Annotated in this window: 15 protein-coding genes; 10 read left to right on the top strand and 5 right to left on the bottom strand. The window is 71.4% G+C overall.

Annotation, left to right across the window (positions count from 1 at the left end; translation table 11 throughout):
• Nucleotides 1-131: 131 nt before the first annotated feature.
• The 9 genes from G515_RS23960 (at nt 132) to G515_RS0115300 (ending at nt 10,828) form a co-directional block, all read left to right on the top strand.
• Nucleotides 132-2,861: a helix-turn-helix transcriptional regulator gene (locus G515_RS23960; protein WP_028660849.1), complete on the top strand. Its 2,730-nt coding sequence runs from the start codon at nt 132-134 to the stop codon at nt 2,859-2,861.
• A gap of 94 nt (nt 2,862-2,955) precedes the next feature.
• Nucleotides 2,956-3,780, top strand: a complete 825-nt coding sequence (locus G515_RS0115335; protein WP_028660848.1) for an alpha/beta fold hydrolase — start codon at nt 2,956-2,958, stop codon at nt 3,778-3,780.
• Nucleotides 3,781-3,807: 27 nt separating this feature from the next.
• The gene (locus G515_RS0115330) at nt 3,808-4,641 is read left to right on the top strand and encodes an alpha/beta hydrolase (RefSeq protein WP_028660847.1); all 834 of its coding nucleotides are present in this window, start codon (nt 3,808-3,810) and stop codon (nt 4,639-4,641) included.
• Between the two features lie 35 nt (nt 4,642-4,676).
• Complete coding sequence (locus G515_RS0115325; RefSeq protein WP_028660846.1) at nt 4,677-5,975, top strand: competence/damage-inducible protein A; 1,299 nt, start codon at nt 4,677-4,679, stop codon at nt 5,973-5,975.
• 83 nt (nt 5,976-6,058) lie between these two features.
• On the top strand, nt 6,059-6,442 hold the full coding sequence (locus G515_RS0115320; protein WP_028660845.1) for a VOC family protein: 384 nt from the start codon (nt 6,059-6,061) through the stop codon (nt 6,440-6,442).
• A 127-nt stretch (nt 6,443-6,569) separates the two neighbouring features.
• Nucleotides 6,570-7,502: an ABC transporter ATP-binding protein gene (locus G515_RS0115315; protein ID WP_036555875.1), complete on the top strand. Its 933-nt coding sequence runs from the start codon at nt 6,570-6,572 to the stop codon at nt 7,500-7,502.
• Nucleotides 7,499-8,347, top strand: a complete 849-nt coding sequence (locus tag G515_RS0115310; RefSeq protein ID WP_028660843.1) for an ABC transporter permease — start codon at nt 7,499-7,501, stop codon at nt 8,345-8,347. The genes G515_RS0115315 and G515_RS0115310 overlap by 4 nt, the downstream gene beginning before the upstream one ends.
• A 130-nt stretch (nt 8,348-8,477) precedes the next feature.
• Nucleotides 8,478-9,143: a TetR/AcrR family transcriptional regulator gene (locus G515_RS0115305; protein ID WP_028660842.1), complete on the top strand. Its 666-nt coding sequence runs from the start codon at nt 8,478-8,480 to the stop codon at nt 9,141-9,143.
• Nucleotides 9,143-10,828 (top strand): acyl-CoA dehydrogenase family protein, encoded by a 1,686-nt coding sequence (locus tag G515_RS0115300; protein ID WP_028660841.1) that lies wholly within the window; start codon nt 9,143-9,145, stop codon nt 10,826-10,828. Before G515_RS0115305 ends, G515_RS0115300 begins: the two co-directional genes overlap by 1 nt.
• Before the next feature lie 140 nt (nt 10,829-10,968).
• On the opposite strand, the gene G515_RS0115295 is transcribed toward G515_RS0115300, so the two are convergent.
• The 5 genes from G515_RS0115295 to G515_RS0115275 form a co-directional block, all read right to left on the bottom strand.
• The gene (locus tag G515_RS0115295) at nt 10,969-12,357 is read right to left on the bottom strand and encodes an MFS transporter (protein WP_084653638.1); all 1,389 of its coding nucleotides are present in this window, start codon (nt 12,355-12,357) and stop codon (nt 10,969-10,971) included.
• Between the two features lie 116 nt (nt 12,358-12,473).
• On the bottom strand, nt 12,474-12,785 hold the full coding sequence (locus G515_RS21770) for a DUF202 domain-containing protein (protein ID WP_036555874.1): 312 nt from the start codon (nt 12,783-12,785) through the stop codon (nt 12,474-12,476).
• Nucleotides 12,782-13,201, bottom strand: coding sequence for a YidH family protein (locus G515_RS0115285; protein ID WP_245565430.1), 420 nt, complete (start codon nt 13,199-13,201; stop codon nt 12,782-12,784). The genes G515_RS21770 and G515_RS0115285 overlap by 4 nt, the downstream gene beginning before the upstream one ends.
• A gap of 7 nt (nt 13,202-13,208) precedes the next feature.
• Nucleotides 13,209-14,945, bottom strand: a complete 1,737-nt coding sequence (locus tag G515_RS0115280) for an aldehyde dehydrogenase family protein (RefSeq protein ID WP_028660838.1) — start codon at nt 14,943-14,945, stop codon at nt 13,209-13,211.
• 5 nt (nt 14,946-14,950) lie between these two features.
• The gene (locus G515_RS0115275; RefSeq protein ID WP_028660837.1) at nt 14,951-16,564 is read right to left on the bottom strand and encodes a GMC family oxidoreductase; all 1,614 of its coding nucleotides are present in this window, start codon (nt 16,562-16,564) and stop codon (nt 14,951-14,953) included.
• 154 nt (nt 16,565-16,718) lie between these two features.
• Between G515_RS0115275 and G515_RS0115270 the strand changes: the two genes are divergently transcribed.
• Nucleotides 16,719-17,957 (top strand): PucR family transcriptional regulator, encoded by a 1,239-nt coding sequence (locus tag G515_RS0115270; protein WP_028660836.1) that lies wholly within the window; start codon nt 16,719-16,721, stop codon nt 17,955-17,957.
• Nucleotides 17,958-17,985: the final 28 nt, after the last annotated feature.

Here is a 17,985-nt window from a genome sequence, read left to right as displayed (position 1 = left end):
ACGGAACACGTCGCAACGCAGGGTGCTGGTTCGAAACGACCTGCGCCGACGCATGGTCGAATTCGGGCGTCGCCGGCACCTGGTTCGGCGAACAGAGGCGCCGGACCGAGTGGCACCCCTACGCTCGGACCATGCTGAGCAGCGGGACCGGCATCTGGGCCGGTGAGCTCGATGGGCTGGTGGGCCGCGACCCGACCCTCGCCGGCGTCCAGGAGCTGCTCGACACGGGTTCCCGGACAGCGGTGGTCCTCGGCATCCCGGGGTCCGGCAAGACCGCCGTCCTGACCGTGGCAGCACGCGCGGCCGGCGTCGCGGGCACCCGCGTCGTCTTCCTCACCTGCCATGCGAGCGAGCGCGACCTGCCGTACGGCCTGCTCGTCGACCTACTGACCTCACTCGGCGGCGAGTCCATCTTGGAGCGGGTCGTACCTCATGCCACCGACGGCCTGCCCTGCGACCCGCTGCGACTTCGCCTCGACGTACTGGAGCACCTCGAGCATCTCGGCGACGAGCACCCGCTGCTCCTGGTCCTCGATGACGTGCAGTGGTGTGACGACACCTCGCTGTCGGTCCTGGGCTTCGTCGCGCACCGGCTGACCGGCTCCCGCGTCTCGATCCTCGCGGCAGCCCGCGGCGAGGTGCCGCCGGCGGTGCTCACCAGTCATCCGCAGGTGGGCCTGGGTCCGTTGGGCGAGAGCGAGGCTCGAGCGCTCCTCCGGATGGCGGGGGTCGAGTTGAGCGCGATGACACTCCCCTCGGTCCTGGATCGGGCGGCCGGCAATCCCCTGGCCCTGCTGGAGCTCGGCAGAGCGGCTGTGGACCACTCCCTCCACGGCGTCGTGCCGTCCAGTGTGGAGGGCGCCTTCGGGGAGCAGATCGCACGATGTCCCGCCGGCACGCGACGGACCTTGCTGCTCCTTGCCGCGTGCGACGGCGATCTCGGTGCCCTCGCCCGGGTGGTGGACGCCGATCGCCTCCTGGAGGATCTGGAGCCCGCCGAGACGGCGGGCCTGATCCGCGTGACGAACCGGACAGCGGGTTTCCGGCATCCGCTCGCCCGGGCGGCTGCGTACTCCTCGGGGACCAGCGCCGAGCGGCTTCGCGCCCACGCGCTCCTCGCGGAGGCGTACGACGACGATCCTGCGCGGCAGGTGTGGCACCGGGCCGAGGCCACCGTCGGCCCCGACGAGTCCGTCGCCCGAGCGCTCGCGCAGGCGGGCGATCTGGCCGAACATCGCAGTGCGCCATCGGAGGCGGCCCGCCTGCTGCGACGCTCGGCCGAGCTCAGTCCCACCCGAGCCGCCCGGGAGGAACGGCTGCTGCGTTCGGCGGTGCTCAGTTCCTCCGCCGGTGACTTCGCCTGGGTGGTGGAGGTCGCCGGCCGGCTCCGTGACCGCAGCGAGGACCCGGCGATCGCGATCCAGGCCGGCCAGCTGGCCGCCTACGCGCTCGCCCAGACCGGTCAGACCCGTGCTGCCCGTACCGCGGTGGAGGACGTACTGGCAGAGCTGATCGAGGCGCAGCCGGTCGCTGCCTGGTCGACGCTGACCACGCTGGCAGTGCTGGTGTATCGCAACGGTGAGGATTCCGGTTCGCTGGCGCGCTGGCTCGAACGCTTCGAACGGGCCACCGACGGGTTGCCGACCCCATCCCCCGAGCTCGACGCCGCCGCGCGAGCGTGGACGCGGATGGCGGTCGACCCACTACTACCGGCGCCGGAGGTGCTCATGCTCGTCCGTGAGGCCCCGGTGCCACAGGGCGACCACCTGGTGTTCGCGGCCGTCCACGAGATGATGCTTGGCGCCGCCGCCTGGTTGCTCGACGCCCCCGATCACGGACTCGCCCGGTTGGGCCGGTCGGTCGATCTGATGCGACGGGCGAACGCACCGGGTGCGATGACCCAGACCCTCAGTGCGCTCGGGCTGGTCCAGTTCGCCGTCGGCGACTACGACGCCGCCGACGAATCCGGTCGGTTGATGCTGGATCTGGCCGAGGCCAGGAACCTGGGGACCGCAGCCAACGACGGCCTGGACATGCGGGCGAAGGTGGCAGGGATCCGCGGTGACGCGGAGAGGGCCCGCGAGCTGTGTGAACGGATCCTGCAGGAGCTCGGTGTCGGCGAGTACGTCGCACTGGAGGCCAATGTGCGCGTGACCCTGTCCTGGGCGCGCCTCGCGGAGCAGGACGTCCAGGGTGCCTGGGACGAGTTGCGGCTGCTCTTCGATCACGATGGTGTGCCCACGCACGTTCACGTCGCCTACCGGGAGTTGGGGCACTGCGTGTCGACCGCGGTGCGGGCCGGCGCGAGGTCCGAGGCCGAGCCGATCGTCGCACGCGCAGCCGAGCGCCTCACCGACGCCGGCCCCAGGTACCGTCTCCAGCTGGCCCGGGCACGGGCGCTCCTCGCCGGGGAGGACGCCGAACCGCTCCACCTGGCCGCGGTCACCGACCCGGCCGCCACCCAGTGGCCCTTCGAGTTGGCCAACGCCCGCCTGGAGTACGGCGGCTGGCTGCGCCGCCGGCGGAGGCAGACCCATGCCCGGGCACAGTTGCTGCCGGCCCTCGCCACCTTCGAACGGCTGGGCACCCGGGCCTGGGCGGACCTGGCGCGCTCCGAGCTCCGCGCCGCGGGCATCGCCGCCACCGAGCCCCCGGCCGGTGTCTCCGCGTGGATCGAGCTGACCGGCCAGGAGCGACAGGTGGTACGCCTGGCCGCGAGCGGGATGACCAACCGTGAGATCGCCGCTGCGCTCTACCTCTCCCCCCGCACCGTGTCCACGCACCTGTACCACGCCTTCCCCAAGCTGGGGGTGTCATCTCGGGCGCAGCTCCGCGACGTGGCCGAGGCGCACTCGGAGTGACGGAGGTGTCGGATCTCAGTCATGCGTCCGATACCGGGGCCGTCGGCCCCGCCATAGGTTCCGAGGGACCGAGCGCTGAGATCGAGGAGAGACCATGCCCTACGTGACGACCGACGACGGTGCGCAGATCTTCTACAAGGACTGGGGCACTGACGGTACGCCGGTCGTGCTCAGCCACGGGTGGCCGCTGAACTCCGATGCCTGGGAGGCCACCGCGCTCTTCCTCGCCGAGCACGGGCACCGCGCGATCGCCCATGACCGCCGTGGTCACGGGCGGTCCAGCCAGACCTGGCACGGCAATGAGATGGACACCTATGCCGATGATCTGGCCTGCCTCATGGACGGCCTCGGCCTGGAGGAGGCGACCCTGATCGGCCACTCCACCGGCGGTGGCGAGATCGTCCACTACGTCGGTCGGCACGGGACCGCCCGGGTCGCCAAGCTGGTCCTCGTCGGTGCCGTACCGCCGCTGATGGTGCGCACGGCCGACAATCCGGAGGGGCTGCCGATCGAGGTGTTCGACGAGATCCGCGCGGGCGAGCGCGCCAACCGGGCACAGCTCTACCGCGACCTCGCCGACGGCCCGTTCTTCGGGCACAACCGGCGCGGCGACGTCGCGCAAGGTCTGCGCGACGCCTTCTGGCTGCAGGGGATGGCGTGCGGCCATCGTGCGGCGTACGAGTGCATCGCCGCCTTCTCCGCGACCGACTTCCGCCCGGATCTGGAGAAGATCGACGTGCCGACGCTGGTGATCCACGGCGACGACGACCAGATCGTGCCGATCGACGTGGGCGGTCGCCGGTCCGCGGCGATGATCGACGGCGCCGAACTCCGCGTCTACACGGGCAGCGGACACGCAATCCCGGACACCGATCGCGAGCGGCTGCACGCCGATCTGCTCGCCTTCATCCACTCCTGATCGACCATCCGAGGAGAAAGAATCGTCATGAGCGACCGTCCCGACACCATCGTATTGATCCACGGTCTGTGGATGACCCCGCGCTGCTGGGAGCACTGGGTGCCCTACTACGAGGCGAAGGGCTTCACCGTCCTCGCCCCCTCCTACCCCGGCTTCGAGATCGAGGTCGAGGCACTGCGGGAACGGCCCGAGGTGATCGCCGACCTCACCGTGCCGGAGACCGTCGACCACCTCGCCGGCGTCATCGAGCAGGTCGCTACGCCGCCGATCATCGTCGGCCACTCCTTCGGCGGGACCATGACGCAGTTGCTGCTCGCCCGAGGTCTCGGCGCCGCCGGTGTCGCGATCAACTCCGCGCCGACGGAGGGTGTGCGGGTGAACCCGATCTCCCAGGCCCGCTCGCTGTTCCCCGCGTTGAAGAACCCGGCCAACCGCAAGCGCGCGGTCGCCTTCACCCCCGAGGAGTTCCACTACGCATTCACCAACACGCTCACCGAGGAGGAGTCCCTCGCGGTGTGGGAACGCTATGCCATCGGGGCACCGGGGGCCTGGGTCTGGGAATATGGACTGTTCGCGAACTTCAAGCCCGGTCATCAGGACACCTGGGTGGACTTCTCCGCCGATCGCGCTCCCCTGCTGTTCATCGGGGGCGAGAAGGACCACATCATGCCGCCGTCGGTGAACAAGTCCAACGCCAAGCACTACAAGAACTCCCCGGCCCTGACCGAGTACTACGAGTTCCCCGATCGGGACCACTGGACCTGCGCGGCACCCGGCTGGGAAGCGGTCGCCGACCATGCCCTGGAGTGGGCGCTGACCCACGCCGCCGCCCCGGGAGCGCCGGACCAGGCCGCGGGCTGACGCGGTCGTCCCACCGTCGGCCGTACGATCCCGCCATGACCTCACGGGCAGGCATCGTCGTCACCGGCACCGAAGTGCTCACCGGCCGCGTCGCGGACGCGAACGGTCCCTGGCTGGCCGAACGGTTACGAGAGCGCGGCGTCGACGTGGGGCAGATCGTGGTCGTGGGCGACCGGCCCGACGACATGCGCTCCGCCCTCGCCCATCTCGCCGCGACCAACGACCTGGTGATCACCACCGGGGGCCTGGGACCCACCGCCGATGACCTCACCGCCGAACTCGTCGGCGACTTCCAGGGCCGCCCCCTCGAGTACGACGCTGCGCTGCGTGACCGGATCGCTGTCATCGTCGACCGACTGGTACGGGCCCGCGGATGGTCGACTCCCCCGGCGGACTTCGAGGCCGGCACCCGCAAACAGGCGCTGGTCCCCCGCGGCGCCCGGATCCTGGAGCCGGTGGGCACGGCACCGGGCCTCGTGGTCCCGGCCCTCGGAGACGGGCCGGCCGTCCTGGTCCTCCCCGGGCCGCCGGCCGAGCTCCGTGCCATGTGGCCGGCCGCCCTGGCCGACGACCTGGTGTCCGGGGCGCTGGGCGAGGACACCGAACTGTGCCAGGAGACCATCCGGGTCTGGGGTCCGCCCGAGGCGGAGTTGGCCGCCGTCCTGCGCGAGCACGAGCAGGCCCACGACCTCTCCGCGCTGGAGATCAGCACCTGCCTGCGTGAGGGCGAACTGGAGGTGGTCACCCGCCACCCGGCGTCCGCGCAGGCGGCGTACCGCACCCTCGAGAAGGCCCTGGTGGCCCACTTCGGGGAGCGGGCCTACGCCATCGACGGGAGCAGCCTGGACGACGTGGTCGCGCTCGGCCTGCGCGACCAGGGAGCGACCGTCGCCACCGCCGAGTCCTGCACCGGCGGCCTGCTCTCCTCGAGACTGCTGGCCCGGCCCGGGTCCTCGGCCTACGTGTCGGGCGGCTTCATCGCCTACAGCAACGCCGCCAAGGTCGACCAACTCGGCGTACCGCAGGACCTGCTGTGGGAGCACGGGGCGGTGAGCGAGGAGGTCGCCCGTGCGATGGCCGCAGGGGCTCGGGCGAGGCTCGGGACGACGTACGGCATCGGCATGACCGGGATCTCCGGCCCCGGCGGCGGTACGCCGGGCAAGCCGGTCGGACTCGTCCATGTCGCCGTCGACGGCCCGACGGGCAGCCACCACCGTAGGCTGCGGTTGGCCGGCGGCCGCACCATGGTCCGGGAACGCACCGTGGTCCACGCACTCCACCTCCTGCGCGAGGTGCTCGCCGGCCTGCCGCCGGAGTCACCGGAGGGTGCGTGAATCGATGAGCGCCTCCATTCGTTGACCGCGCCACCGGACCGGGGCTGTACTGGAGCATCAGACCGACGCACCAGGGAGGCAGCATGTCGGGCAAGGTGGTGCACTTCGAGATCCCCTACGACGACGGGGATCGCGCGCGGACCTTCTACAGCGAGACCTTCGGCTGGCAGTTGATGTCGATGCCGGGGATGAGCTACACGATCGTGATGACCGGTCCTACCGACCCGGAGACCGGTCCGACCGAGCCGGGCTACATCGGCGGCGGGATGTTCGAGCGCACCGCGGAGTTCCCCGCCAAGGCGCCCAACATCGTGATCGACGTGCCCGACATCGACGAGGCCCTGCGCAAGATCGAGGCCGGGGGCGGGAGCGCGGTGGTCCCCCGCACGCCCGTCGGCGAGATGGGGTTCTCCGCCTACTTCACCGACTCCGAGGGCAACCTGCTCGGCCTGTGGGAATCCGCCTGACCGTTCCCAGCGGATCGGGCCGGCCCGCGAGTGGGTCGCGGTCGATCGGTCCTCGGCCGCCCGCGCTGCCGGTAGGGCAGACCAAAGTCCGTTGTCGCGCCCTCCGGGGGTCCCTAGGCTCGACGTCGTGGGTGACATCGCCACGGGTCCCGTCGTCGAGGTGGACGACCTGCGGATGCGCTACGGCACCAAGGACGTGCTGACCGGGGTCGACTTCGGGATCGAGGCCGGTGAGGTGGTGTGCCTGCTCGGCCCCAACGGCGCCGGCAAGACCACCACGATCGAGATCCTGGAGGGGTTCCGGACCCGCTCCGCCGGCACCGTGCGCGTCCTCGGCGAGGATCCGGCCTCGGCCTCGGAGGACTGGCGTGCCCGGGTCGGCGTCGTACTCCAATCGTGGCGTGACCACCCGAGGTGGACGCCGCGGCGACTGCTGGGCCAGCTGGGTGCCTACTACGCGCCGTACGCCACTCCAGATCGGCCCCGCCCGCACGACACCGGCCTGCTCCTGGAGACCGTGGGGCTCAGCGATCAGGCGGATCTGAAGATCAACGCCCTGTCCGGGGGACAGCGACGGCGCCTCGATGTGGCCATCGGCATCGTCGGCCGTCCGGAGCTGTTGTTCCTCGACGAGCCCACCGCGGGGTTCGACCCGCAGGCGCGACGCGAGTTCCACGACCTGATCCGGCGCCTGTCCGCCGCCGAACGGACCACCATCCTGCTCACCACCCACGACCTCGACGAGGCCGAGCGTCTGGCCACCCGGGTGCTGGTCCTGGCCGGCGGCACGATCGTCGCCGACGACACCGTGGACGGGCTGGCCCGACGGATCGCCGGGGAGACCACGGTGCGCTGGCGGGTCGACGGTCAGGCGTACTCCGAGTCGGTCCCCGACGGCACGCGGTTCACCCGGCAGCTCTTCTCCCAGTACGGCGACTCCGTCGCGGACCTGGAGATCCGTCGGGCGAGCCTCGAGGACGCCTACCTCTCCCTGGTCCAGCAACACGAGGCCGGGCACGGCGAGGCCGCCGCCCGGCTCTTCACGGAGGCCACCTCATGAGCGGCACCTACGCGGTCCGGATCGGCATCCAGCGCGGCCTCCGCGAGTTCTGGCAGAGCGTGAAGAGCAGCCAGGACCAGGGCTTCTACATCTTCACCGGGCTGCTGGTCGTGGGCTACCTGTTCCTCCGCCGTGACGCCGACGTGGCCGGCACCGACCTCTCCTTCGCCGCCGTCACCCTGCCGAGCCTGCTCGGTCTGCTGATCGCGTTCGGGGTGGTGATCGGGCCGGCGTACGCGCTGGCGATGGAGAAGGAGGACGGCACCCTGCTGCGGCACAAGGCGGTGCCGCACGGGTTGCGCGGGTACTTCACCGGGCAACTGGTCTTCCAGACCCTCTCGCTGCTCCCCCAACTGCTGGTGATCCTGGTGCCCAGCCTGCTGCTCTTCGACGGAGTGATGGCCGACCCGTCGGGGTGGCTCACGGTCGCCTGGGTGATCGTGTTGGGTCTCCTGGCCACCATGCCGATCGGCATGATCATCGGCGCGCTGGTGCCCAACAGCCAGAAGGTCGGCACCTGGGGCATGCTCCCGGTGATGGTGCTCGCTGGGATCTCCGGCATCTTCTACCCCATCCAACAGCTGTGGGGCTGGGTGCAGGTCGTGGCACAGATCTTCCCGATGTACTGGCTGGGTCTGGGCATGCGCTCCGCCTTCCTGCCCGAGGAGGCCGCCGCGCTGGAGATCGGGGGCAGTTGGCGCACCCTGGCGACGGTCGCGGTCCTCGGGACCTGGGCCGTGGTCGGCATCCTCCTCACTCCCCCGCTGCTGCGTCGGATGGCCCGCCGGCAGAGCGGCTCCCAGGTCGAGGCGGGCCGTGAGGCCGCCGTCCAGTGGGTTCGCTGAGCCGGCGAGTGTGCCGGTTCGAGTGTGTCGGGGATCTGAACCCCGGACGTCCCGTCGGATTGACGCGGCGAAGGCGTGCCCGCACACTGGAGGCCAAGAAACGAACCCCCATTCACTTCATTGGGATGAGATGGCCTACCGACCTACCGCCCATACCCGGGCCAAGGCCGCGCAGCGACGCGACCTCCTGCTCGTGGCCGCCCGGGCGCTGGTGGCCGAGGGCGGGTGGCGCGCCCTGACCGTGGCCGCCGTCGCACGTGACGCCGGGGTGAGCACGGGCAACGTCTACACCCACTTCCCGGACAAGTCCGCCCTCCAGGCCGAGACCTTCCAGGGTCTGGCGACCGCGGAGCTCACCGCAGTGACCGAGGCGGTCGCCGCCGTCCACGACCCCGCCTCAGCCACTCCGGCCGCCTCAGGGATCAGCGCCCTGGTCGAGGTGTTCGCCCACCGCGCGCTCCGGGCCCGCCGGCTCTCCTGGGCGCTGCTCGCCGAGCCCGCCGATCCCGCCGTGGAGGCCGCCCGCCTGGAGTATCGGCGGCACTATGCCCGGCTCCTCCAGGATCTGATCGAGCGCGGCCTCACCTGCGGCGAACTCCCCGCACAGCAGCCCCGCGTCACCGCGGCCGCCCTGACCGGAGCGATCGGCGAGGCCCTGGTCGGTCCCCTCTCCCCCACCGCGGCGGACAACTCCCGCGAGACCGTCATCGCGGAACTCCGCTCCCTGTGCCTGCGCGCCGCCGGCGCGTCCGAGCCCCTTTCCGTCATCCCCCCAGCCCTCGAGGAGAGCCTGTGATGAGCAGTTCCGAGACCAGCCAGCCCGGCCCCCAGACCGGCTTCGTCACCCACGAGGTCTTCAACCAGTCCGAGCCCCGAGTGGGGGTCAACGAGTACCTCGCCAACGGTCCCCTCCAGGAGGCCGTGGCGGCGTTCGGCGCGGCGCAGGCGACCGACGAGCTCACCCGGTTCGGCGCCACCGTGGGCTCCGCGGAGTACCAGGAGTGGGCGCGACTGGCCAACGACCACGGCCCGGTGCTGCGCACCCACGACCGTTGGGGGCACCGGATCGACGAGGTGGAGTTCCACCCGTCCTATCACCAACTGATGAGCACCAGCATGGCGCAGGGCCTGCACGCGGCGCCGTGGGCGCCGGACGCCGCGGCGTACGCCCACACCGCGCGGGCGGCCGCGTTCATGATGGCCAACCAGATCGAGCCCGGGCACTGCTGCCCCATCTCGATGACCTACGCCGTCGTCCCGTCGCTGCGCACCCAGCCGGATCTGGCCGCGATCTGGGAGCCACGCGTCCACGGACGGGCGTACTCCGCCGAACTGGCCGACCCGGCCACCAAGCCGGCGATCACCTTCGGCATGGCGATGACCGAGAAGCAGGGCGGCTCCGACGTCCGGGCCAACACCACCCGTGCCGTGCCGGTCGGGGCCGGCGGGCCCGGTGAGGAGTATCGGATCACCGGGCACAAGTGGTTCTGCTCCGCGCCGATGAGTGACGCGTTCCTCGTGCTCGCCCGGGTCTCGGAGTCCGACACCGCACCGTCGTGCTTCCTGGTGCCACGGATCCTGCCCGACGGCACCCGCAACGGCATCCGCATCCAGCGACTCAAGAACAAGCTCGGCAACAAGTCCAACGCCTCCTCGGAGGTGGAGTACGTCGGCGCCAGCGGCTGGCTGGTCGGTGAGGTCGGCCGCGGCGTCAGGACGATCATCGAGATGGTGAGCCACACCCGGCTGGACTGCGTGATCGGCGGTGCGGGCGGGATGCGCCAGGGTGTCGCCGAGGCACTGTGGCACGCCCGCCACCGCTCCGCGTTCGGGGCCCTGCTCGTGGACCAGCCGGTGATGACCGGCGTACTCGCGGACCTGGCCCTGGACTCCGAGGCGGCGACGTACACCGCCCTGCGGCTGGCGCAGGCGCACGAGCCGGGGGCCGGTGAGCACGACCAGTTGCTCAGGCGGATCGCCACCCCGGTGGCCAAGTACTGGGTGTGCAAGCGCGGCCCGCAGCACGCCTACGAGTCCTTGGAGTGCCTGGGCGGGAACGGCTACACCGAGGACTTCCCGCTCGCCCGGCGCTACCGCGAGGCGCCGGTGCTGGCGGTGTGGGAGGGGTCGGGCAACGTGATCGCCCTGGACGTCCTGCGGGCGATGCAGCGCGAGCCGCAGGCCTTCGAAGCCTTCCTCGACGAACTCCGGCTCGCCTCGGGCGAGAACAGCCGTTTCGACGACCACGTCGTCCGGGTCGCCGACGACATCGCCCGGATGCGCGAGCTGCCCGACCCGACCACGGCCCGGCTGCTCACCGAGCGGATGGCGCTGGGTCTACAGGCCTCGCTGCTGCTGCGGCATGCTCCCCAGCCGGTCGGTGACGCCTTCGTCGAGACCCGACTCTCCCCCTCCCGGGGCCTCCAGTACGGCGCCCTGCCGCACGCCTTCGACGCGGCCAAGGTGATCGAGCGGCACTGACCCGCACCGCCGTCCGGCCTCATCCGGCGGCGAGGGCAGGGAGTCGCCGCAGACACCGCGCCCCCTGGGAGGAACTCTCCCAGGGGGCGCGGCGCTGGCGCGGGCTGCTCCGGGACGGGGGACGGTCCGGAGCAGCCGGCTCAGCGGGCCGCTCCGGCCAGGCGGGCCACCCGGGCGGCGTCCCGGACCGGGCGGGCGAACAGTGTCAGGCAGGCGCAGCCGATCAGGAACAGCACGCCGGTGATCAGGAACACCTGGTGGTAGCCGGTGGCGCTGGCGGTGCCGTGCGCGTCGATCAGGCGTCCTGCCAGCGCCGGTGCGATCACGCCGGCCAGCCCGGTCACCGCGGTCAGGGTGGCCAGGACCGCGGCCCGCTGCATCGGCGGGGTGATCTCGGCCATCAGGGTCATCCCGATGCCCAGCTGCACGCAGCCCAGCGAGAAGGCGAAGGTCAGCACGGCCAACTGGGGGGCGGTGCCGGGCACCACCGTGAGCATCAGCATGCAGATGCCGGAGGCCAGGATGCAGACCGCCGAGACCCCCACCCGGGCGACCAGGGAGCTGCCGCCCCGCTGCATCATCCGGTCCGAGATGAAGCCCTGGAGCGGGATCACGATCGCGCCGACCAGCCACGGGAGGACCACCAGGGTGCCGCCCTTGGCGGTGCCGAGCTCGAGCGGCTTGCTCAGGTAGAGCGGCACCCAGGCCACCAGCAGCGCGAGCGCCCAGTAGACGACGAATCCCGCGGCGAACACGCTCAGCCCGGTCCCCGACAAGAAGATGGCGCGGTACGGCGCCCGGCCGGCGCGGGCCACCAGGGCGTCGCCGGTGCGAGGTGCGGTGGCGGGAGCGACCGGCTCGGGTGCTGCCCCGGCCTCGGTGACGTCGCTGACCTCGCTCGCCTCGACGGTCGCGGAGGCGGTGCGCCCGTCCCGGCCGACCACGGCCCACACGACCGACCAGATGATGCCCAGCACCATCATCACGAAGAAGGCGGAGCGCCAGCCGTGGTTGTCGATGAAGTAGGACAGCAGCGGTGCCATCACCACGACGCCGAGGGCGGCGCCGAGGTTGACCAGCGAGGTGGGCAGGTTGCGCCGGGTGTCGGGGAACCACTTCTGGGCGGCGTTGACCGACAGCGGGTTCGCGGGGCCCTCGGCGGCGCCGAGGACGGTCCGGCTCACCAGCAGCGTCGCCACACTGGCGAAGAAGACCACCGGCAGTTGGGTGAGCGCCCAGACGATCCCCATGATCAGCAGGATCCGCTTGTTGGAGCGCTTGTTGGCGATGAAGCCGACCACGATCGCGGAGATGCTGAACAACGCGTAGAAGGAGCTGGACACGAGTCCGTACTCCGAGGCCGACATGCCGAGGTCGGCCATCATCGGGTCGGCGGCGAGCCCGAGCACGGCCTTGTCCCCGAAGTTGATCAGCATGAAGACGACCAGCAGGCCGGTGATGACCCAGGCGCGGGCCGACGGCTTCTCGGTGGTCGGGCGCACGCCGGGGTGCGTGGGAAGGGTGGTCATGGGTCCTACTCCGGTTTGACGATGGCGATGGTCGGGTCGAGCTGGTCGAGGTGGGCAGGAGGATGGACGCCGCGGAGCAGGTTCCGCGGGTTCCGGGCGGTCCTGGACAGGGGCGGTCAGCCGATCAGGACGGTGGCGACCGTGGCCGTGGACAGCACGGCCATGCCGGTTGCGCAGCAGCCGAGCAGCCGGCGCCGGCGGTGCGGATCGCGGAGGACGGCGCCGCGACCGATCGCGCCGAGGGCTGCGGAGGTCGCCAGGGCGGCGCCTCCGGCGGCGACCTCGGCGGGGGCGCCGTCGGCGAGCCCGAGTCGGACCAGCAGCAGACCGAGGACGAACGCGGTCAGGCCGGTACGTCGCCAGGCGAGCGCCGTACGCTCGGCCTGGAGCCCCAGGTCCCGAGACTCCTCGGGCGATGCCACGGTCACCGGAACTCCAGGGCGAGCAGCGCGGTGATGACCCCGACCACGCCGACCAGGGCGATGGCGAGGGCGGCCAGGCCCCGCGAGTACGGCAGCGGAGCCGCGTGCCGCATGGCCCGCTCGTTGCGCTGCCAGCGACGGTAGGAGTAGACCGAGGTCCCGAGCGCGGTCAGGGCCAGCGCCAGGCCGATGACCAGCTGACCTCCGGGGACACGGAACTCCGGCACCAACTGGACCACGGCCACGGCGGCGGCCACCAGGGCGAGGGTGGTGCGCACCCAGGCCAGGTAGGTGCGCTCGTTGGCCAGGCTGAACCGGTAGTCGGGCTCCTCGCCCTCCTCCAGCCAGGCCGGACGGCCCCGTTCCGCGGGGAGGACAGGCTCCCGCGATTCCGGGGTCGACAGCGTTTCGATCTCTGGCACGCTCGCCTCACCCACGCAGCGCGGAGACGAAGATGCCGGGCAGCTTGGCGACCGACGGCGACGCCGCGAACTCGCTGAGCAGGCGCCCCGTGCCGGCCGCAGTGCGGTTGTTGACGAACCACGGCGGCTTGGGCGAGATGGTCAGTTCCCCGTGCATCACGCTGCGCGGGGAGGTGCGGAACGGGCCGCGCACCACGGTGCGCTCGGTGCGAGCCAGCAGGAGCGCGTTGTGGACGACGCCGCGGCCGCTCTGGATGTCGTCCAGCGGGTGACCGGGGAAGGCGCCCCAGGTGGCGTGCGCGGTGAGGTAGCCGAGTCCGGTCCACGCGTTGACCCCGATGGTGCCGTAGCGGAGCCGGGCGATCTGCTCCTCCAGGGCGGTGCCGAGGTACTTCATCGTGGCCGGGTCGAGGATCACGTTCGCGCCCAGGGTGCCGTGCAGCCGTTCGTTGGCCGCGTCGACCGCGGAGCGGAGGAAGTGCTCGCCGTGACCGGGGAGTTCGGCGACGCCGAGCACCGGTCCGAAGTACTCCTCCTGGAAGGCACTCTCGGTGGCATCGGTGAGGTCCAGACCGGGGATCAGGGTGCGTTCGGGGGTGCCGCCGACCGCCTCGGAACTGGGGTGCAGCCCGCGGGCGGCGCTCACCCGGTCCGCGCAGCCGGGATACCACGGGGGACGATGCGGTGCGGCCGAGAGTGCGCGTCGCAGGGCCGCCAGGAAGTCGTCCTTCTGCTCCCACTCGGAGCTGAGCACGACCACCTGCCCGGCGATGCAGTTGAAACCGGAGTTGTGCAGCCGCATCGTCGCCACGTGCTGGGCCTGGTGTTCGAGGTCGGCCTCGCTCCACTTGCCCGGCACGATGATGACCGGGGCCACTCCCCCGAGTTCGCTGCTGATCGGCTTGTCCAGCAGCGGGGTGCCGGCCTGCTTGCGCTCCTCACCCTCGGCGCCGGGGCCCCACACGATCGCGTCGTGGGTGCGCTCGCTGCCGGTCATGTGGACCGCGGAGATCCCCGGGTGATGGGCCAGCCGCGCTCCGATCTCGACCCCGCCGGTGATGATCTCGACGACGCCGAGCTCGAGGAACGGCGCGAAGATCGCCCGCAGCACGGGCTCGAGCGCCTCGGCGATGGGGTTCAGCTTGAGCACGGCCACGCGGTTCTCGGCGTAGAGCATGTACAGCACGTCGAGGGGCGCGATCGAGAAGATGTTGCCCGCCCCCAGCACCAGGGTGCTCCCGCGGGTGGCAGCCGGGTCGCGCTGGGTGAGCCCGGCCTCGCGGCGTACGTCTGCCTCGGTCACACCGCGCTCCATCCACACGGTGGCGGTGTAGCCGTTCAGCAGCAGCCGGTCGTAGAGGTTGTGCGGCAAGACGTCGACCGCCACCTGGTCCTCACCGACGGTGCGGGTATGGAACCCGGACAGGACGTCCTTCCCGGCGTCGAGGCGACGCAGGGTCTCAGCGAGGGCGGGGACGAAGGTCAGCACCGCCCAGGGGCCGCTGATCCATTCCTCGCCGACCAGCGGCGAGTCGGCGGGCAGCTGCTTGATCCGGCAGGCTTCCTCGACCCACTGCTGGGCGTGCTCCTCGGTCAGTCGGCCGAGACGCTCGAGCAGCTCGATCCGCTCGCTCAGCGGGAGCGCCGCCCAGGTCTGCTCCGCGGCGTCGAGCCGGGTGACGATCCGGTCGGCCTCGGCCTGGACCGCTGATTCGTGCTCGGGTGAATTCGTGTCGTTGGTCATATCACTCACTGTGCCGCACGAATGAGGTCGGCGGCCTTCTCTCCGACCAGGACGGTGGGAGCATGGGTGTTGCCGTGGGTCACGGTCGGGAAGACCGACGCGTCGGCGACACGGAGCCCGGTGACGCCGTACACCCTCAGCTCCGGGTCGACGACGCCCTCGCCCTCGCTCCCGATCCTGGCGGTGCAGGAGGGGTGGTAGGTGTGCTCGACGCCGCGCCGGATCTCCTCCTCCAGCTCCTCCCGGGTCCGCGTCTGCGACCCGGGGTGGATCTCCTCGCCGACCAGCTCGCGCATCGGCGAGGAGGCGAGGATCTCGCGCACCTTCTCCACCGCGGCGACCATGGCGTCCATGTCCTCCTGCTCGGCGAAGTAGTTGAACGTCGCGGCCACCTGGTCCTTCGGGTCGGCACTGCGCAGCCTCACCTGCCCGCGGCTCTTGGCGCCGACCAGGGAGCAGCCGATGCCCATCGCCGGGGTGTCGTGGGTGGCGGCGCCGTGCTCCCAGAAGTAGCCGGGGGCGAAGATGAGCTGCATGTCAGGGGCGTCCAGCCCGGCACGCGTGTGGAAGAAGGCGCCGCCCTCCCCCACGTTGGAGGTGAGTACGCCGCGGCGCCTGGCCAGGTAGTTGACCAGCTGCTTCGGCGACTCCGCCTCGGCCAGCGTGCCGCTGGCGCTGGTCTCGGCGTTGACCAGGTACATCGGGTGGTCCATCAGGTGGTCCCCCACATGGGGGTTGTCCACGACCGCCTCGATGCCGTGCTCGGCCAGGTGCTCGGCCGGGCCGATCCCGGAGAGCATGAGGAGTTGCGGGGTGTTGAAGGCACCGGCGGAGAGCACGACCTCGCGGGTGCACCGCACGGCGTGCATCTCCCCGTCGACCTCCACCTCGATGCCGGTGGCCCGGCCCTCGCTCAGGGTGACCCGGTGCACGTGCGCCTCGGTGAGCACGGTCAGGTTCGCCCGCTTGGCCGCGGGGGCGAGGTATCCGTCGGCGGTGGTCCAGCGGGACCCGCGCTTGTGGGTCACCTGGTAGAACCCGGTGCCCTCCTGCGCGGCGCCGTTGAAGTCGTCATTGCGCTGGAGACCGGTGGCTGCGGCACCCTCGATCAGGCGCTGAACCACCGGGTTGGGTGAGCGGAGGTCCTGGATGTGCTGAGGCCCCTGGTCACCGTGGAACCGGTCGGCGCCACGGGAGTTGTTCTCGGAGCGCTTGAAGTACGGCAGCACCTCGTCGTAGGACCAGCCGGTCGCACCGGACTTGGCCCAGCCGTCGTAGTCGGCCTTGTTCCCGCGGATGTAGATCATCGCGTTCATGCCGCTGCACCCACCCAGCATCTTCGCCCGGGGGTGGTAGATCCGGCGGCCGCCGAGGTGCGGCTCGGGCTCGGTGAGCACGTTCCAATCGCGCTCGGTCTTGAACTGCTTGGAGAACGCCGCCGGCACCTGCACGCTGAGGTGCTTGTGCGAGCCGCCGGCCTCCACGAGCAGGACCGACGTACCGGCGTCCTCGGAGAGACGCGCGGCCACGACCGCACCGGCGGATCCGGCTCCCACCACGATGTAGTCGTAGGTGCGCTGTGCTGCGCGGGCGCCCTGCCCGGCCTTCGTGCTCGCCATCGCTGTGCTCGGTTCCTTCCACCTGCGGTTGGGTCGCAGCAGAGCGTGCCATGCATCACACTCGGACTCTTGGGCCGAGGATCCAGCGTTGGACCCCGCGATTGTGCCGAGGAACAATCCGAGGTGGCGTACGCCACAGACCGAGGAGAGGCCCATGCCCGAGCAGACCCACGATCTTCAGGCCTGGGTCCAGGAGTTCGCAGGGGCCGCCATGCGCGACGAGGCCGTGGAGCGGTTCGTCCGGCATGTCAACGACGGCATCCTCGACCAGATCCCGCAGCTGGCCGAGGACCCGATGCTCACCCACGACCTCTACCTCAGCACCAGGTCCCAGTGGCGCGCGTTCTTGGAGATGGTCCGGACCGAGGACTACCGCCACCAGCTGCCGCTGCCGGCGGGCAACCTCGCCCGCTCACTGGCCCGGCGGGGCATGGATCTGGGGATCCTGCTCAAGATCTACCGGGCCGCCCACCAGTTCGTGCTGACCTACCTCTCGGAGGTCACCCAGGAACCGCCGCTCCCCCGCCCCGGCCGGGACGAGGCGCTGGTCCACCTCTGGAGCCGGGCCGGTCACTGGATCGACGACACCATCGAGCAGCTCATCGAGACGTTCTACGAAGAACGCCGGGCGCAGGTGCAGGGCGCCCTGGCCAGGCGGGCGGCTCTGGTCGACGGGCTGCTGCAGGGCACCATGACGGCCACCGAGGAGCTCTCCGGGGACCTCGGGCACGCGCTGCGCCACTGGCAGACCGGCTTCGTGCTGTGGCAGGCCGAGGGTCCCGTCCAGGAACGGGACCTGGACGCCCTGGCGCAGGAGCTCGCCCGCGTCGTCGGCGCTCCCCCACCGCTCGTGCACGCGGCCGGGCATCGCGACCGGTGGGGCTGGCTGGCCACCCCCACCTCACCGGACCTCTCGGCTGCCGGCGGTCTCGGGCAACGCCTCGGCGATGCCGGCGCCCGGCTGAGCCTCGGCCTCCCCCACCGCGGGCCGGTCGGGTTCCGAAGGTCCCACCAGGAGGCCCGCGCCGCCCACCGGCTCTCCAGTTCGGCCCTGCTCGCGCCGCCGGTCCTCGGCTACCGCGACGTGGAGCTGCTCTGCCTGGTCGACGGCAACCGCGACCTCGTCGAGCGGATGGTGCTGCGCGAGGTGGGTCCGCTCTGCGGTGCCGACAAGAACCTCGCCCAGGTCCGGCAGACCATCCTGGCCTTCCTCACCCATCGGCAGGTCGAGGCCGTGGCCGAGGAGCTCTTCGTGCACAAGAACACCGTCCGGTACCGGCTCGGCAAGGCCGAGGAGCTGCTCGGCCACCCGCTGACCGAGCGGGCGGCGTACGTCGAACTGGCCCTGAGACACGTGGCGCTCTTCGGCCCGCCCGTCGACGAGGACCGCTGACCCGGCCCGCCTGGGTGGGCCGGATCCG

It is taken from the genome of Nocardioides insulae DSM 17944 (assembly GCF_000422825.1).
In the GTDB taxonomy this organism is placed as follows: domain Bacteria; phylum Actinomycetota; class Actinomycetes; order Propionibacteriales; family Nocardioidaceae; genus Nocardioides; species Nocardioides insulae.
The sequence above is the reverse complement of the archived record's forward strand: the minus strand, read 5'-3'. Positions and strand labels throughout refer to the sequence as shown.